Genomic DNA, 13,960 nt, shown 5'->3' on the forward strand with positions numbered 1-13,960 from the left:
AAATTGTGCGCTTTCCGCCCGCTGGTTGAGCGTGCGCAGCGAGTCGACATCCTTGGTGACGGTGTCACCGAAACCTGTTGTGTCACCAGGGTTTCGACACGGGCCTACGCTAGCGCTTCGGCCCGGCTCAACCAGCGGGTGGGGCGCTTCGGCCCGGCTCAACCAGCGGGTGGGGCGCTTCGGCCCGGCTCAACCAGCGGGTGGGGCGCTCCTCACGGCTCAACCAGCGGGTGGGGCGCTTCGCCCCGGCTCAACCAGCGTGTCGCTGGCTACGCCGTCAGCGCGATCGCTTCCAGCGGGTCGGAGTACAGCGCGTCGAGCGACACCGCTCCGGCCGCCTGCTGCTGCACGGTGACACCCGAATGTGAGACGCGCACATCGCGTTTCGCGGCGACGGTGGTCTCCCGAACGGCCTTGGCGACGGTCGGCAGCGTCGACGGTGCGTCGGTGAACGCCTGCCCGCCGAGAATGATGTGGTCCGGATTGAAGATGTCGGCGATCAACGCGACGGCCCGGCCGAGGACCAGCGCGCGCTCGTCGAGGATCTTGCGGGCCAGATCGTCGCCGTTGCGAGCGAGTTCGTGCACGGCGTCGATGCCGTCGACGGCGAGGCCGGCCTGCCGCGCGGCTTCGACGACACCGGTGTCGCTCGCCGTCGGCTCGAGCTGACCCGTGCGCCGCGGATCAAGCAGTTCCGTTGCGCCGGTGGGGAAATGGCCGATGACCGGCGGTCCCGACGACGGCGTGTGCACGGATCCGTCGACGCTGAACGCGACGCCGACCATTTCGCGCGCGTAGAAGTAGAGGAAACTCGACGAGTTGTTGTCGGGGTTCACCAGCAGTTCGGCGGCGGCCATCGCCTCGACGTGCGACGCCACCGACACCGGCAATCCGACGGTTTCGGCGATGATCCGGCCGACCGGCGCCTTCTCCCAACCCAGCCGGGGGTGATCGACGAATCCGCCGTCGCGGACGCGGCCGCCGATGGCGACGCCGGTCCACAGTGCGCGCTTGCCGGTCCAGCGCGAGGCGAAGCGCCGGGCCGAGACACCGATCGCGGCCAGCACCTCCTCCGGCGCTCCCTGCGGGGTCGGGATCTGGATGGCGCCGACGACACGATGCAGCAGATCGTGGGTGGTGATCGAGGTGACCTTGTAGCCGATGTGGATGCCGACGGTGAGGAAGTCGGCGATGTTGAGTTCGAACGGCAGCCGCGGGCGGCCGATCGCTCCGGCCGGCGCCAGGTCTGCGCGTTCGCGGATCAAACCGGCGCGCAGCAGTGCGCCCACCTGGCGGTTCACCGTCGAGATCGACAGATCGGTCTGCTCGGCGGCGGCATCGCGGAAGATCGGGCCGGACAGGCGCGCGGTACGCAGCACCACCGCGGCCGGCTTCGACGACAATTCCAGTTGCGGCGTGGCGATGTGAATTCTCGATTTTCCTTGCTGGCTGCCCAGTCGGGCAGTGCCGAGGCCGCTCACGAGTCGGGGTTCGGAGGCGAGGGGCCGTGAACCGTATGCGAGCGGACGGGACGCCCGGGCGCTGCGCGGCGGCTGCGGGCGGGTGACGACGGAACCCGACGAAATGCGGTGGTCAAGAGTGGCGGTCATGATGTTGTCCTCAAAGTGTGAAATGCCCTCTCACCGTCGGCGGGTCGAGAAGAGAAGTCGACTCCGAATAGAGACCGCGGCAGTGGGGTAAAACGAGAACGCCCGAGATACGGGCAGGTCAGGGTCGTTTCAGCGCATTCGACAACAACACAGAACGCGAGCCAGCGGCAGACGGCATCCCAATGCGGTGGTCATGTAGGTGACCTCCGGGATGTAGCGCTCGTGGCTCGGCATAGTCGCAAAGTTAGCAGCGCGCTAACGGCACGCGCAACACCGGGCGACAGTGGCGCCGCCCACACGCACGCCCCGCCGCCCCGTGCACGGGCGTCGAAATCAGTCGACTTTCCCCACGTCACACGCGTACATGGGCGAATATAGGACGCAGCAAGACTTCTGCCCACCTTTCGTTCACAACGATTTCAACTGCGGGATTCATACGCCCATGGCGTTGACTCGTTGCAGACCCGTCTCCACGTGAAAGGACTTATCCGTGTCCGCGCATTTCCACTGGTTCCTGCCCACCTATGGCGACTCTCGCAACCTCATCGCCGGTGGTCATGGCAGTTCGATGTCGGGTGATCGGCCCGCCGACCTGCGCTACCTGAACCAACTCGCCGGCGCGGCGGAGATCAACGGCTTCGAAGCGGTCCTCACCCCTACCGGACTGTGGTGTGAAGACGCCTGGCTGAGCACCGCGATGCTGGTCGAGACCACCGAGACACTGAAGTTCCTGGTCGCGCTGCGTCCCGGCCTGATGAGCCCGCTGCTGGCGGCGCAGATGGCCGGCACCTTCCAGTGGCAGTCGAAGGGCCGTCTGCTGCTCAACGTCGTCACCGGCGGCGAGTCGCATGAGCAGCGCGCCTTCGGCGACTTCCTCAGCAAGGACGCCCGGTACGAGCGGTGCGGTGAGTTCCTCGACATCTTGCGCCGACTCTGGGCCGACGACGGCCCGGTCGACTTCACCGGAAAGCACCTGCGCGTCGAGGGTGCCCAGGCCGCGCGGATCCCCGATCCGGTTCCGCCGATCTTCTTCGGTGGCAGCTCACCGGCCGCGGGCACGGTGGCGTCGCAATTCGCCGACACCTACCTCACCTGGGGCGAGCCGCCCACACAGGTCGCGCAGAAACTCGACTGGATTCGGGGCCTCGCCGCCGACGTCGGGCGCGAACTCGACTACGGCATCCGGCTGCACGTGATCGCACGCGAGACCTCGGAGCTGGCGTGGGCCGAGGCCGATCGGCTGATCAGCAACCTCGATCCGGCGGTGGTGGCGACCGCACAGGCCAACCTCGCACATTCCGAGTCGGAGGGGCAGCAACGCATGCGGGCACTCCACGAGGGCGGTGCCGCGTTCGGAAGCGACTCGGACGCACGGACGCTGGAGATCTATCCGAACCTGTGGTCGGGCGTCGGGCTGGTTCGCGGCGGTGCGGGTACCGCGCTCGTCGGCTCATACGAGGAGGTGGCCGAGCGCATCGCCGAGTATGCGGCTCTCGGCCTCGACCATTTCATTCTGTCCGGTTACCCGCATATCGAGGAGGCCTATCACTTCGGCGAGGGCGTGCGGCCCCGACTCGTCGCGCGAGGCCTGCTCGACGACGAATCCGCATCGGCCGAACCGGTACGCAACGCCTTCCTGCCCACCGTCGACACCATCGGCACGAAGGTCAGCGCGTCGTAGGAGTACCGGATAGAGTTTCGCGGATGACGGTGTCGAGGTTGCGGACGGTCGTCCGCGCGCTCGCGGCGACCGTTCTCGCCGTGAGTGCCCTCGCGGCGCCTGCGGCCCTCGGTCCGGCGCAGGCCGTGACCGGATGCCCCGGTGTGTCGGTCAGCCGGCTGCGGGCAGCGAGCACTCCCGTCATCGATTGGGCGGAGAACCTTACCTTCGACGCCGCGGGCAATCTGTGGGTAGCGCGCGGCCAGCGCGGCGTCGTCGAGCGGTATGCACCCGATGGTCGACGTACCGCGTCGATTCCAGTCGTCGAGCCCGGCGCCGTTCGCGTCGGCCCGGATGGTCTGCTCTATGTCGCATCGGGCGACGCCACCCACGACATGATCCCCGCAACACCGCTGACAGGTGCCATCGTGCGCCTGGATCCTCGTGCGGCACAACCGAATCCACGGGTCTTCGCCACCGGATTGGGGATGCCCAATGGCATGGCCTTCGGTCCGGACGATAATCTCTACGTCGCCGACGGCCGGCTCGGCCTGCTCCGCATCACCCGACGCGGGAGCATCGACGCCGCCTGGTCGGCCCGGGCACCTAAGAGCCAACTCCCGTCGGCCGTCGTCAACGGATTCGGACTCAACGGCATCGCGGCATCCGGGGAAAACCTTTACGTCACAATGACTTCCAGCACCACCGGCCGCGTGTTACGGGTGCCGGTCGACGATCCGGCGCAGGCGTCGGTCGCCGCCGACCTCACCGCGCCGCTGCCCGGGATTCTCGACGACCTGATCGCACCGCACCCCGACGTCCTGGCGGTCGCGTCGACCGTCGGCCAGGCAATCACGGTGAATCTGCGTACGCACTCGACGTGCGCACGCGGCGTCGGGCAACCGATCACGGCATTGGCAGCCGATCCACGACGCCCGGGGACCGTGGTGGCGGGTACCGAGTCGGGCGATCTCCTGCGCCTGACGTTCGCCGGGCACCCGGCGTCCTAGCAACGCAGATTGTCACCCCTACCGATTCGGCTGTACCGCCCGGCGTCGCATCCGCTGACGCGCGGTACGGGTCGCCGCGGTTACCGGCTCCGACGACGTGGCCGCCGCCAAACCGCTGACCGGCATTGCGCCGTAAAGGGATTCGGCGTGTCCGGCTGGGACGTCGTAGGTCTCATGCCAGATGCCGACGGCTTCCGGCGCGGCCTTCGCCCGGGCGTAGAAGGCCTTCCAGGCCGGCCAGTGCTCGTGATCGGCGTCGCGCGCGTAGCGGTAGATGTCCTCGGTGCTGCGCCAGTATTGGATGACCATCGCGCCGCGCGGCTGCAGCGCGAGTTGGTAGTGCAGCAACCCGCTGGCCGGGTCTTTGCCGAGTTCGGCGAGCATCCGCGGCATCGCGGTGAACACCGGCACCCACTGCTTGAACTTGAACGGCTTGTTGATGCGAAAACCGATGAGGAACAACGCAATCGACTCATCGGACTGGTGCGTAGTGGTCGGAACCTTTCCCATGACCGCCTCCAGGTCGGACTAATTGGGTAGTGACACTCTCCAATGATGGATAGCTGTAGTATCCAATGTCAAGCGATTGGAGAACTTCCGTGCAGATATCCGAACTCGCGTCGACGACCGGGCACACCGTCGCGACGGTCAAGTTCTACCTGCGCAGCGGTCTGCTGCCAGCCGGTGAACGCACCAGCGCCACCCGCGCGGTCTACGACGATTCGCATGTGCAGCGCCTGCGACTGATCCGCGCCCTGACCGACATCGGCGGACTGTCGCTCGCGCAGGTCCGCGCGGTCCTCGACACGCTCGACGACGACGCGCCGTCACCGTCGCACGTCCTGGGCGCGGCATATCTGGCTTTCGCCGACCGCGCGCCGACGCGCAGCGACGGCCGGGTCCGACGCATCCTCGTCGACCTCGGTTGGTCACCGCACGAGAAGGATCCGTATCTCGCACACATCGAAGAGATCGTGGCGACGCTCGACGACCTCGACGTCCCCATCTCCGACGACGCCCTGCGCGTCTACGCCGACGCCGCGATGCGGGTCGCGACGGTCGACATCGACCGCACCGACACCGACGACCTCAGCCGCGGCCTGACCGTCATGGCGACCGGCACGATCCTCTACGAGCCGATCCTCGCCGGGTTGCGACGCCTCGCCCACGCGCAGATCATCACCGCACGTTTCGACGCGGCCCCGGCCGGCTCGGGCGCCGACCATGACAAGATGGCTCGATGACCACTGCTGCCAACTACGCGACCGTCGGCGACCTGCAGATCTGCTACGACGAATTCGGCGATCCCGACGACCCCGCGGTACTGCTGATCATGGGCATCGGAGCACAGATGGTGTTCTGGCGCACCGAATTCTGCGAGCAGATCGCCGCCCGCGGGTACCACGTGATCCGCTTCGACAACCGCGACTGCGGACTGTCGAGCAAGCTCGACGGCGTCGCGCCAGGCGGCGGGTCGCTGCTGACCAACATGGCTCGGTTCTACGTCGGGCTTCCGGTCGCCGACACCGCCTACACCCTGGTGGACATGGCACACGACGCCGCGGGCGTCCTCGACCACCTCGGCATCGCGAAGGCACACATCGTCGGGGCGTCGATGGGCGGGATGATCGCCCAGGTGTTCGCCGCCGAACACGCCGACCGGACGCGGACATTGACAGTGATCATGTCGAGCAACAATCAGGGCTTCCTGCTGCCGCCCGGACCCAAGCAGCTTCGCGCGCTGCTGCAGCGACCACCGCGGGATGCGACGCGCGAGGAGATCATCGAGCACAGCATCAAGGTCGGGTCGATCATCGGCTCTCCGGTGTTTCAGCCGACACGTGAAGTGGCACTTGCCAATTCGACCGAGTACTACGACCGGTCCTACTACCCGGCCGGCTTCGCCCGGCAGTTCGCCGCGATCATGGGCACCGGACGGCTCGTACCGTTCGACGAGCGCATCACCGCGCCCACCGTCGTCGTGCACGGATCGTACGACAAGCTGATGCCGGCGTCGGGGTCGCGGGCGATCGTCCGGTCCATCAAGGGGTCTCGCCTGGAAGTCGTCGACGGGATGGCACACGATCTGCCACGACCGTTGTGGGACAAGATCATTGCGGTGCTGACCGCGAATTTCGCAGCGGCAGCCTGACCTCCGCAGGCGGCTTCCGTGCCTCACGGCTGTAGTCGGCCCGTCAAGGCTGCCCGGACTCCAGGACCGTGGTGCCGAACCACCGGCAGATCAATAGGGCTATCTCGACGTCGAGCCGGTCATCGCCGATCGGCCGGCCGCGTCGTTCAATGGCACGGTCCACGCGATACTTGACCGAGTTGAAGTGCAGATTGAGTGCCCGGGCCGCCCCTTTGTAGCTGGCTCCCGCACCGAGGAACACTCGCAGGGTCTCGCGCAGCCGGGCGTCGTTATCGGAGTCGACGGCGAGCCCGCCGAGCACTTCGCAGACCCATGTCTTCGCCTCAGGCAGTCGATCGGACAGCAACGCAGCCGCCGACAACCCCGGATCGCCCGCCGCGCTGACGGGCGATCCCGACGCGATCGCGACCGTGCGCGCGTTCTGTGCCTGCCGGTGGGAGCGGCGAAACCCGGCGACACCTGGCAGCGGCGTACCGATGGCGACGAACGGTGCGTCCACCGCGGCTGACGCGAACTCGCCGATGCGGCCGACGACACCGTCCGCGGTGGCCTCGGTCAGCGGAATCCACCCCCACCCGCTCACCCGGTCGGCCGCGATGAACATCGCGCTCCCCTGCGTCTCGAATGATGCGGTCAGCTCGCGGAAGAACCGCTCGAGTCGAATGAGATCATCGCCCCGGTCGCTGTCGGGAAACCACAGCACCAGAGCGAGATGCACTCTGCGCAGCGGATAGCGAATAGCGGTCTCGGCGGCGTCGAGATCGACGTCGGTGCCGCCGAGCAGTTCCTTGACGCGGACCGTGCGGACGCCGTTCTGGCTCTCCAGCCAGTGGTCACGTTCCTGCTCGTAGACGTCGACCACCTGCTGGCTGATCCAGTCGACATAGCCCGACGTCACGGTCATGGTCCGCTCGAACACGTCGAGCTCGATCGTCGGGGGCACGCCGAAGTCGCGGATCTCGGTGAGGATGATCTTGAGCAGTGCCCGCTGGCCGAGCCGATACGCACGCACCAGTGCGTTGACCGGGATTCCGCGCTGCGCCAACCGTCGCGCATATTCGAAGGCCGCGGTCGGCGGTTCGACGCGTTCGATCGGAATCTTGTAGGCGAGTGCCCCGAAGATCGTCTCGACGTTTCCCTCGACGCTCGCACCGAGCAGCGCGAACAATTGCGGATCGTCACGCAGCTCGTCGATTTCGTCGGCCAAGGTCCGCTGGATGGAACGCGACACTTCGGTCAGCCGCTCACCGAGAGCGCTCACGATCGCCGCAGCGGTATCGCTGACCTGGGAATCCTGGTCGCCATCACCCATCAGCATGGCTCAACAGTAGTGCGCCCCACACCCTTGTGTTCCCGACACAGGAATCCACCGCAGGTTCATCGCGGCGAGACGGTGTGATTCACAACACCCGAAAATACATTCGTCGGGTACCCCACGGAAGGGAGCATTCAATGGGATTCACCACACCAGATCTGCCCGACGTCGACCCCGACGAATTTCTCAAGAAACCGCTGATGGAGCGGATTCGGATACTCAATCTCGACTGGGTCGAGCAGGGCTTCGGCGCACCGCGGATGGTGCACTGCATCTACATCCTCAAACTCGTCGTCTTCTATGCGATCGCGGGCCTCTCGATCGCGTTGGCCACGTCTGGGCTGCCCGCCTTCTGGCACGTCGCGGACTGGTGGAATCAGCCGATCGTGTACCAGAAGGCCATCGTCTGGACCATCCTGCTCGAAGCGATGAACCTCGCCGGCTCGTGGGGCCCGCTGGCCGGCAAGTTCAAACCGATGACCGGGGGAATCCTGTTCTGGGCACGCCCCGGGACGATCCGGGAGCGGCCCTACAAATGGATCCCGCTGACCGCGGGCGATCGCCGGAACTGGCTCGACGTCGGCCTCTACGCGGCTCTGCTCGTAAGCCTGGTCGTCGCGCTGGTGATGCCCGGGGTGCATAGCGCGTCGCTCACCGAACGCCTACCCGACAACACGTCGGGCCTGATCAATCCGGTGCTGGCAGCCATTCCCATCGTCCTGCTGGTCCTGATCGGGCTGCGCGACAAGATCGTCTTCATGGCCTGCCGAAGCGAGCAGTACCTGCCCGCGCTGATCTTCTTCGCGGTGCTGCCCTTCACCGACATGATCATCGCGCTCAAGCTGCTGATCCTCATCGTCTGGGTCGGTGCCGGTGTCTCCAAGATGACCAAGCACTTCTCGTACGTGGTACCGCCGATGGTCAGCAACACGTTCTGGACCCCCAAGTGGCTTCGGCGCGCGCAGTACCGTGACTTCCCGAATGACCTGCGGCCCTCTCGGGTGGCCGGCTTCATGGCACACGTGCAGGGCACCTTCATCGAGGTCGCCGCGCCCCTGATCCTGTTCTTCTCGACCAACAAGTGGCTGACGCTGATCGCGGCGCTGTTCATGGTGGCCTTCCACGCGTTCATCATCTCCACCTTCCCGCTCGCGGTGCCGCTGGAATGGAACGTCCTGTTCATCTACGCCGTGGTGTTCCTATTCCTGGGTTTCCCCGCCTGGGACGGCTACTACATCACCGACATGTCGTCGCCGTGGCTGACGGTCGCCATCGTGATCGGCCTGCTGGTCTTCCCGGTGCTCGGCAACTTCCGGCCCGACAAGGTGTCGTTCCTCGCTTCGATGCGGCAGTACTCGGGCAACTGGGCCACGTCCCTGTGGGCATTCGCTCCCGGCGCCGAGGAGAAGCTCAATCGGGTCACTCGGTCGGCGGGTAATCAGCTCGATCAGCTGATCGCGTCCGGATACGAGCCGAACTGGGCCGAGATCACGCTGCAGCGCACCATCGGCTTCCGCAGTCTGCACACCCATGCGCGCGGCACAATCTCGGTGCTGCTGTCCCGGCTGCCCGACATCGACTCCCGCTCGGTCCGAGAAGGTGAGTTCCTGTGCAATTCGCTGATCGGGTTCAACTTCGGTGACGCCCACTGGCACGGTCCGGATCTGGTGGAAGCAGTGCAGGATGAAGCGAACTTCGCCCCCGGTGAGCTGGTGGTCGTCGTCGCCGAGTCGTCGTCGCTCGGCGGAAACGTGCAACGCTACCAACTGGTCGACGCTGCGCTGGGTGTCATCGAGACGGGTACGTTCCTCGTCTCCGACGAGGTCAACGAGCAGCCCTGGCTGCCGAACGGGCCGATTCCGCTGCAGGTCGACTGGGCCCGCAGCGCGGTATAGACGATGCCCACAGCCCTGATCGTCGGATCCGGACCCAACGGCTTGGCGGCCGGAATCGAACTCGCACGCAACGGCGTCGAGGTCACGGTCGCCGAAGCCGCCGACACAATCGGCGGCGGGATGAGGTCGGGCGAGTACACCCTGCCCGGCCTCATCCACGACCACTGCGCCGCAATCGTGCCCACCGCGGTGTCGTCACCGTTCATGCGCTCACTCGACCTGGCGGCACACGGAGTGCAGTGGGCCTGGCCGGAGATCGATCTGGCCCATCCGCTCGACGGCGGGCAGGCGGCGGTGCTGACCCGCTCACTCGCCGACACCGCCCGCGGGTTCGGCGTCGACGGCCCGCGGTGGCAGGCCCTGATGGAGCCACTCGTCGCCGACTACGACACCATCGCAGGCGATCTCCTCGGGCCGCTCGTCCGAATTCCCGACCACCCCGTCAAGATGGCCCGGTTCGGCGTCGCGGCGCTCGCGCCCGCGTCGACGTTCGCCCGGTTGTTCGCAACCCCGCAAGTCCGGGCGCTGTTCGCGGGCAACGCCGCTCATGCGTGGACACCGTTGACCCGTCCGCCGTCGAACGGCGTCGCGCTCATGTTCGCCGTCGTCGCACACCGTTACGGCTGGCCGGTAGTGGTCGGAGGAACGAGCAAGCTCGCCGACGGACTTGCAGGTCTGCTGCGGTCCCTCGGCGGCCGGATCGAGGTGGGTACCCCGATCGTCACCCACGACCAGACTCGGGATTTCGATCTGGTCATGTACGACACAGGTCCGCGCTCGGTCGTCGGGATTCTCGGCGACGAACTGCCACAACGGATCCGCCGCGCATATGAGCGCTACCGGTACGGCGCGGCCGCCTTCAAACTCGACATCGCGGTGCACGACGGAATCCCGTGGTCGAACGAGAATGTTCGCAAGGCGGGCACCGTCCACGTCTGCGGCGGCTACGCCGAGGTCGCGTACGCCGAGAAGGAAACCTTTCACGGTCTGATGCCGCAGCGGCCGTTCATGATCGTCGGCCAGCAGGCGGTGGCAGATCCGAGCCGGACCACCGGTGGGCTGGTGCCGATCTACGCATACGCGCATGTGCCGCGCGGTTACCCCGGCGACCCGTCGGCACTCATGCTCGACCAGATCGAACGTTTCGCCCCCGGATTCCGCGACCGTATCGAGGTGGTCCGCGCACACGGTCCCGCCGACCTGCTCAACGCCAACGCCAATTTCATCGACGGCGACATCAACGGCGGATCGATGGACTTCCGGCAGTTCGTCGGGCGTCCGCGCCTGGCCGTGAACCCGTACCGGACCGGAGTCGACGGGCACTATCTGTGCTCGTCGTCGACGCCGCCCGGCGGTGGTCTGCACGGCATGTGCGGATACCACGCGGCTCGATCCGCGCTCGACTACCTCGCCCGACAACACCGACACATCTAGGAGCACCCGATGGGCCGATCCACCCTGCGACTGTCCGACCGAACAGTGATCATGTCCGGCGGCAGCCGCGGCATCGGGCTCGCCATTGCCAAGCGAGCCGCTGCCGACGGCGCCAACATCACCCTGATCGCCAAGACCGACGCACCACACCCGAAACTCCCGGGAACCATTCACACGGCAGCCGCCGAGCTGGAGGCCGCGGGAGGCCGCGTGCTGAAATTCGTCGGCGACGTCCGCAACGACGCCGACATCGAATCGGCCGTCGCACAGACCATTCAGCGGTTCGGTGGGATCGATGTCGTCGTCAACAACGCCTCCGCCATCGACGTGTCCGGTACCGACGCGATCTCGATGAAGAAGTACGACCTGATGAACGACATCAACAGCCGCGGGAGCTTCCTGCTGGCCAAGACGTGCCTTCCGGCGCTGCGCGATTCGGCGCGGGCGGACCGTAACCCGCACGTGCTGACGCTGTCGCCGCCGCTGAACCTCAACCCCCGCTGGGCCGGGCAGATGCTGGCGTACACCATTGCGAAATACGGCATGTCCCTCACCACGCTCGGGCTCGCCGAGGAACTGAAGTCCGACGGTATCGCCGTCAATTCCCTCTGGCCGCACACCACGATCGCGACCGCGGCGGTCCGCAACGTGCTCGGCGGCGACGATATGGTGTCGTCGTCGCGGACACCGGACATCATGGCCGATGCCGCCTACCGGATCCTCACCTCCCCCGCAGCCACGACGAGCGGGAACTTCTTCCTCGACGACGAGGTACTGGCCGCAGACGGTGTCACCGACTTCGACCGCTACCGCGTGGTCGCCGGGCAGACCGCGTTGGAGATCGACCTGTTCGTGGACGGTTGAGTCGCACCAGCTGGTTACTGGCGAGGCGAAGCCGAGTCGAAACCCCGTGACGACGCCGCGTCAGTACTTGTAGAAGCCCTCGCCGGACTTCACACCGAGTTTGCCCGCCCCTACGTACTCCTGTAAGAGGTCACGCACCTGAGCGGGGAGATAGGGAAACTCCTGCGCGTAGTTGTTCTCGATGTCCAGCACGACGTCGAGCCCGACTCTGTCCATCAATTCGAACGGCCCCGCGGCCATCCCCCAATTGATCTTGAACATTCCGTCCACGTCTTCGGGGCGGGCAACACCCTCAGCAACGACGGATAGTGATTCTCGTTTGATCGCCGCCCATATCCGATTGAAGATGAATCCCGTGCATTCACGCTGCGCTTCAAACGGGAATACGCCGAATTCGGGCAGAATGGCGAGCAGACTATCGAGAAGTCCGCGGTCGGTGTGACCGTCGGACATCAGGTCGACCGCATTGTATTCGGGCGGCATCGAGAAATGCATATTGCACAGTCGACTCTTATCGCGGATGCTCGCCGCCATCATGCGCGACGGAAACGACGACGAATTGGTGGCGAAGATCGCTTCCGGGCCGGCCGATGCGTCGATTTGCTCCCATAGCGGCAGTTTGATTTCCAGGCGTTCCGGGACGGACTCGACGACGAGCCACGCATCGGCGAGCGCATCATCGAGCGAGGTCGTGGTCACCAGGTCACCAGGCTCGCCGAAACCCCTGCGCTGCACCATCGCCGGCAACGCACCCGCCACGTACTCGGCGGCCTCGGCGAGTTGCTCGGAGCGTCGGGCGTAGAGCTGCACGCGACCGCCGCGACTGGCGAACATCATCGCGATACGTCGCCCCAATGTCCCGGCGCCGATCACCGCCACCGGACGGTCCGCGATGTCGGAGAATGTGCGGGTATAGGACACCGTCATGGGGTCACCTCATTGTGCTTGCGAGACGTTCAGGTCGAGATTGCCGCGCTCGAGCATAAGACGCATCATCGTCGGTGAAACCGTCTTCGCAGCACAAAGCCGGCCGAGTCGTTTGTTCGGTCAGCACAGCGCCCGGCCGGAGATGTACTCGGGCGATCAATAGCCGCTTTTTCTGTTACCCGACGACGAAGACGCCACTCAAGCTCTCGACCACTATCTGAGGACGTCAGTGAATACACCACCAGGGGCCGCCATGACCAGCTTAAGCAGTATTCTCACCACTTCCCGGGAACGCGACCGAGATCGCATCGCATTACGGTGCGACGATCTGTCGGTCACCTTCGCCGAACTCGCTGGTTGAGCCGGGCCCTATCCGCTGGTTGAGCCTGGTTTCACCGATCCGGGCACTGCATCTGCTGGTTGAGCCGCGAGGAGCGCTAGCGACGAGCGTGTCGAAACCTCTGTACCACAATACATTTGATGGCAGCGCACTTGTCGAACTGTGATGGAATCGAACATCGAGGCGTGGGCACCCATAGGGTGCACACGCGACACTTACCGGGTGACATCGCCGGAATTGGCGCGGACCGTCGAAAGTCGTTGTGGCTCAGAGGTTTCGACACGGACTCGGCTAGCGCTACTTCGACTCGGCTAGCGCCTCGCTCAGCACGGCGCTCGTCCGGCTCAACCAGCAGAGGGACGCTTCTGTCGGTGAAACCAGGCTCAACCAGCGGAATGTGGGCTTGCTAACGCTCCGGCCCGGCTCAACCATCGGGGTGTGGGCTTGCGTGTGAGGCTCGCATCGCGGGACGAGGCGAGCGGCGAGCCCGTCTCCTTGGGTGGTCGAGTCGAAACCACGGCACCTCCCCCGCTGGTTGAGCCGGGCCCGACGAGCGCAGCGAGCGCCGTGCTGAGCGAGCGCAGCGAGTCGAAGTGACGCGCCCGCGTCGAAACCATGGTGAGACGAGTTATCAACTGCCGCTGTGTGTTTGGTGCGTTGGCAGCTCGGATTGCGTGGTTTCGACACGGGCCTTCGCTAACGCTCCGGCCCGGCTCAACCAGCGGAGTGCGGGCCTGCTAACGCTCCGGCCCG

11 protein-coding genes are annotated in these 13,960 nt (G+C 65.9%); 7 read left to right on the forward strand and 4 right to left on the reverse strand.

All coding sequences use genetic code 11. From position 1 onward, the window contains the following. Positions 1-269: 269 nt before the first annotated feature. Entirely contained in the window at positions 270-1,610 is a 1,341-nt protein-coding gene (locus HH308_RS28945) for an ROK family protein (protein ID WP_246284929.1), read from the reverse strand. Between the two features lie 490 nt (positions 1,611-2,100). Here HH308_RS28945 and HH308_RS28950 point away from each other — a divergent pair, with 490 nt between their 5' ends. Then, positions 2,101-3,291 (forward strand): LLM class flavin-dependent oxidoreductase, encoded by a 1,191-nt coding sequence (locus HH308_RS28950; RefSeq protein ID WP_170197758.1) that lies wholly within the window; start codon positions 2,101-2,103, stop codon positions 3,289-3,291. 23 nt (positions 3,292-3,314) lie between these two features. After that, positions 3,315-4,280 carry a hypothetical protein gene (locus HH308_RS28955; protein WP_170197759.1) on the forward strand — a complete coding sequence of 322 codons (966 nt, stop codon included), beginning with the start codon at positions 3,315-3,317 and terminating at the stop codon, positions 4,278-4,280. 18 nt (positions 4,281-4,298) lie between these two features. On the opposite strand, the gene HH308_RS28960 is transcribed toward HH308_RS28955, so the two are convergent. Beyond that, positions 4,299-4,790 (reverse strand): DUF4188 domain-containing protein, encoded by a 492-nt coding sequence (locus HH308_RS28960; RefSeq protein WP_170197760.1) that lies wholly within the window; start codon positions 4,788-4,790, stop codon positions 4,299-4,301. An 89-nt stretch (positions 4,791-4,879) separates the two neighbouring features. Here HH308_RS28960 and HH308_RS28965 point away from each other — a divergent pair, with 89 nt between their 5' ends. Beyond that, positions 4,880-5,524: a MerR family transcriptional regulator gene (locus HH308_RS28965; RefSeq protein ID WP_170197761.1), complete on the forward strand. Its 645-nt coding sequence runs from the start codon at positions 4,880-4,882 to the stop codon at positions 5,522-5,524. Then, positions 5,521-6,432: an alpha/beta fold hydrolase gene (locus HH308_RS28970; protein ID WP_170197762.1), complete on the forward strand. Its 912-nt coding sequence runs from the start codon at positions 5,521-5,523 to the stop codon at positions 6,430-6,432. Before HH308_RS28965 ends, HH308_RS28970 begins: the two co-directional genes overlap by 4 nt. Before the next feature lie 43 nt (positions 6,433-6,475). On the opposite strand, the gene HH308_RS28975 is transcribed toward HH308_RS28970, so the two are convergent. Beyond that, positions 6,476-7,750, reverse strand: coding sequence for a PucR family transcriptional regulator (locus HH308_RS28975; RefSeq protein WP_170197763.1), 1,275 nt, complete (start codon positions 7,748-7,750; stop codon positions 6,476-6,478). A 134-nt stretch (positions 7,751-7,884) separates the two neighbouring features. Between HH308_RS28975 and HH308_RS28980 the strand changes: the two genes are divergently transcribed. From HH308_RS28980 to HH308_RS28990, 3 genes are read left to right on the forward strand one after another with little or no spacing between them, the layout of a single operon-like run. Further along, the gene (locus HH308_RS28980) at positions 7,885-9,642 is read left to right on the forward strand and encodes a DUF3556 domain-containing protein (protein WP_170197764.1); all 1,758 of its coding nucleotides are present in this window, start codon (positions 7,885-7,887) and stop codon (positions 9,640-9,642) included. A 3-nt stretch (positions 9,643-9,645) separates the two neighbouring features. Continuing rightward, the gene (locus HH308_RS28985) at positions 9,646-11,076 is read left to right on the forward strand and encodes a phytoene desaturase family protein (RefSeq protein ID WP_170197765.1); all 1,431 of its coding nucleotides are present in this window, start codon (positions 9,646-9,648) and stop codon (positions 11,074-11,076) included. A gap of 9 nt (positions 11,077-11,085) precedes the next feature. Continuing rightward, complete coding sequence (locus HH308_RS28990) at positions 11,086-11,940, forward strand: SDR family oxidoreductase (RefSeq protein ID WP_170197766.1); 855 nt, start codon at positions 11,086-11,088, stop codon at positions 11,938-11,940. 60 nt (positions 11,941-12,000) lie between these two features. Here the strand turns inward: HH308_RS28990 and HH308_RS28995 are convergent, their stop codons facing one another. Then, a complete protein-coding gene (locus HH308_RS28995; protein WP_170197767.1) occupies positions 12,001-12,867 on the reverse strand; it encodes a 3-hydroxyacyl-CoA dehydrogenase family protein in 867 nt (288 codons plus the stop codon). Between the last annotated feature and the right edge of the window lie 1,093 nt (positions 12,868-13,960).

The organism is Gordonia asplenii (genome assembly GCF_012933505.1).
In the GTDB taxonomy this organism is placed as follows: Bacteria; Actinomycetota; Actinomycetes; order Mycobacteriales; family Mycobacteriaceae; genus Gordonia; species Gordonia asplenii.

Coding starts and splice junctions, on each gene's coding strand:
- HH308_RS28945 (WP_246284929.1), bottom strand. CDS start 1,610: ATGACCGCCACTCTTGACCACCGCATTTCGTCGGGTTCCGTCGTCACC.
- HH308_RS28955 (WP_170197759.1), top strand. CDS start 3,315: ATGACGGTGTCGAGGTTGCGGACGGTCGTCCGCGCGCTCGCGGCGACC.
- HH308_RS28960 (WP_170197760.1), bottom strand. CDS start 4,790: ATGGGAAAGGTTCCGACCACTACGCACCAGTCCGATGAGTCGATTGCG.
- HH308_RS28970 (WP_170197762.1), top strand. CDS start 5,521: ATGACCACTGCTGCCAACTACGCGACCGTCGGCGACCTGCAGATCTGC.
- HH308_RS28975 (WP_170197763.1), bottom strand. CDS start 7,750: ATGCTGATGGGTGATGGCGACCAGGATTCCCAGGTCAGCGATACCGCT.
- HH308_RS28980 (WP_170197764.1), top strand. CDS start 7,885: ATGGGATTCACCACACCAGATCTGCCCGACGTCGACCCCGACGAATTT.
- HH308_RS28985 (WP_170197765.1), top strand. CDS start 9,646: ATGCCCACAGCCCTGATCGTCGGATCCGGACCCAACGGCTTGGCGGCC.
- HH308_RS28990 (WP_170197766.1), top strand. CDS start 11,086: ATGGGCCGATCCACCCTGCGACTGTCCGACCGAACAGTGATCATGTCC.
- HH308_RS28995 (WP_170197767.1), bottom strand. CDS start 12,867: ATGACGGTGTCCTATACCCGCACATTCTCCGACATCGCGGACCGTCCG.